The organism is Psychrobacter sp. 1Y4, from assembly GCF_051847555.1.
This window is the reverse complement of the sequence record NZ_JBPYDE010000393.1, coordinates 1-802: the sequence shown is the minus strand read 5'-3', so window position 1 is coordinate 802 and position 802 is coordinate 1. Positions and strand designations below refer to the sequence as shown.

At 45.0% G+C, this 802-nt stretch carries 1 pseudogene; it reads left to right on the top strand.

Going from position 1 to position 802, the window contains the following annotated elements:
- A pseudogene (gene gltB / locus ACS8FC_RS16540) lies at positions 1-802 on the top strand (glutamate synthase large subunit); the annotation flags it as partial.

The following is an 802-nucleotide window of genomic DNA, read 5'->3' as shown; positions in this document are numbered from 1 at the left end:
CGACTTCTTTAAACAGATTGCCAATGAGCAGCAATTTGCAATCACAGACAACTTTGCCGTTGGTATGGTGTTCGTCAATTTGGATGATGATAAAGCCAAGCATAGTCAGCAAGTATTGAGCGATGAGATTACCGCCCAAGGATTAGAAGTCGCTGGCTGGCGTGATGTGCCACTTGATTTGAGTATTGTGGGTGAGATCGGCCGTGAGACATTACCAGATTTTAAGCAGGTATTTGTCAATGCACCAGATGATCTAGCAGCTGATGATTTTAACCGTAAGCTGTTTGTTGCACGCAAAAAAGCAGAGCAGCGCCTCATAGATGACGAGCTGTTTTATGTATGTTCATTAAGCTGCCAGACCATTATTTATAAAGGTCTGGTCATGCCATCAGACCTGCCAGCATTCTTTTTAGATCTACAAGACGAGCGCTTGGCGTCACATATCGTGGTTTTCCATCAGCGTTTCTCCACCAATACTTTGCCACGCTGGCCATTGGCACAGCCGTTCCGTTATCTGGCTCATAATGGTGAATTGAACACTATCACGGGTAACCGCAACTGGTCTAAAGCACGCACTCCAAAGCTCAAATCAGAAAAACTGCCGAACTTGAATGAATTGACGCCGCTCGTAAATAGCACAGGTTCTGATTCATCAAGCCTAGATAACATGCTCGAAGTGCTTATGTCTGGTGGTATGAACCTATTCCATGCAATGTCTATCTTGGTACCGCCAGCGTGGCAGAACGTTGACAGTATGGATATGGATCTGCGTGCGTTTTATGAGTTTTACTCACAGCATATG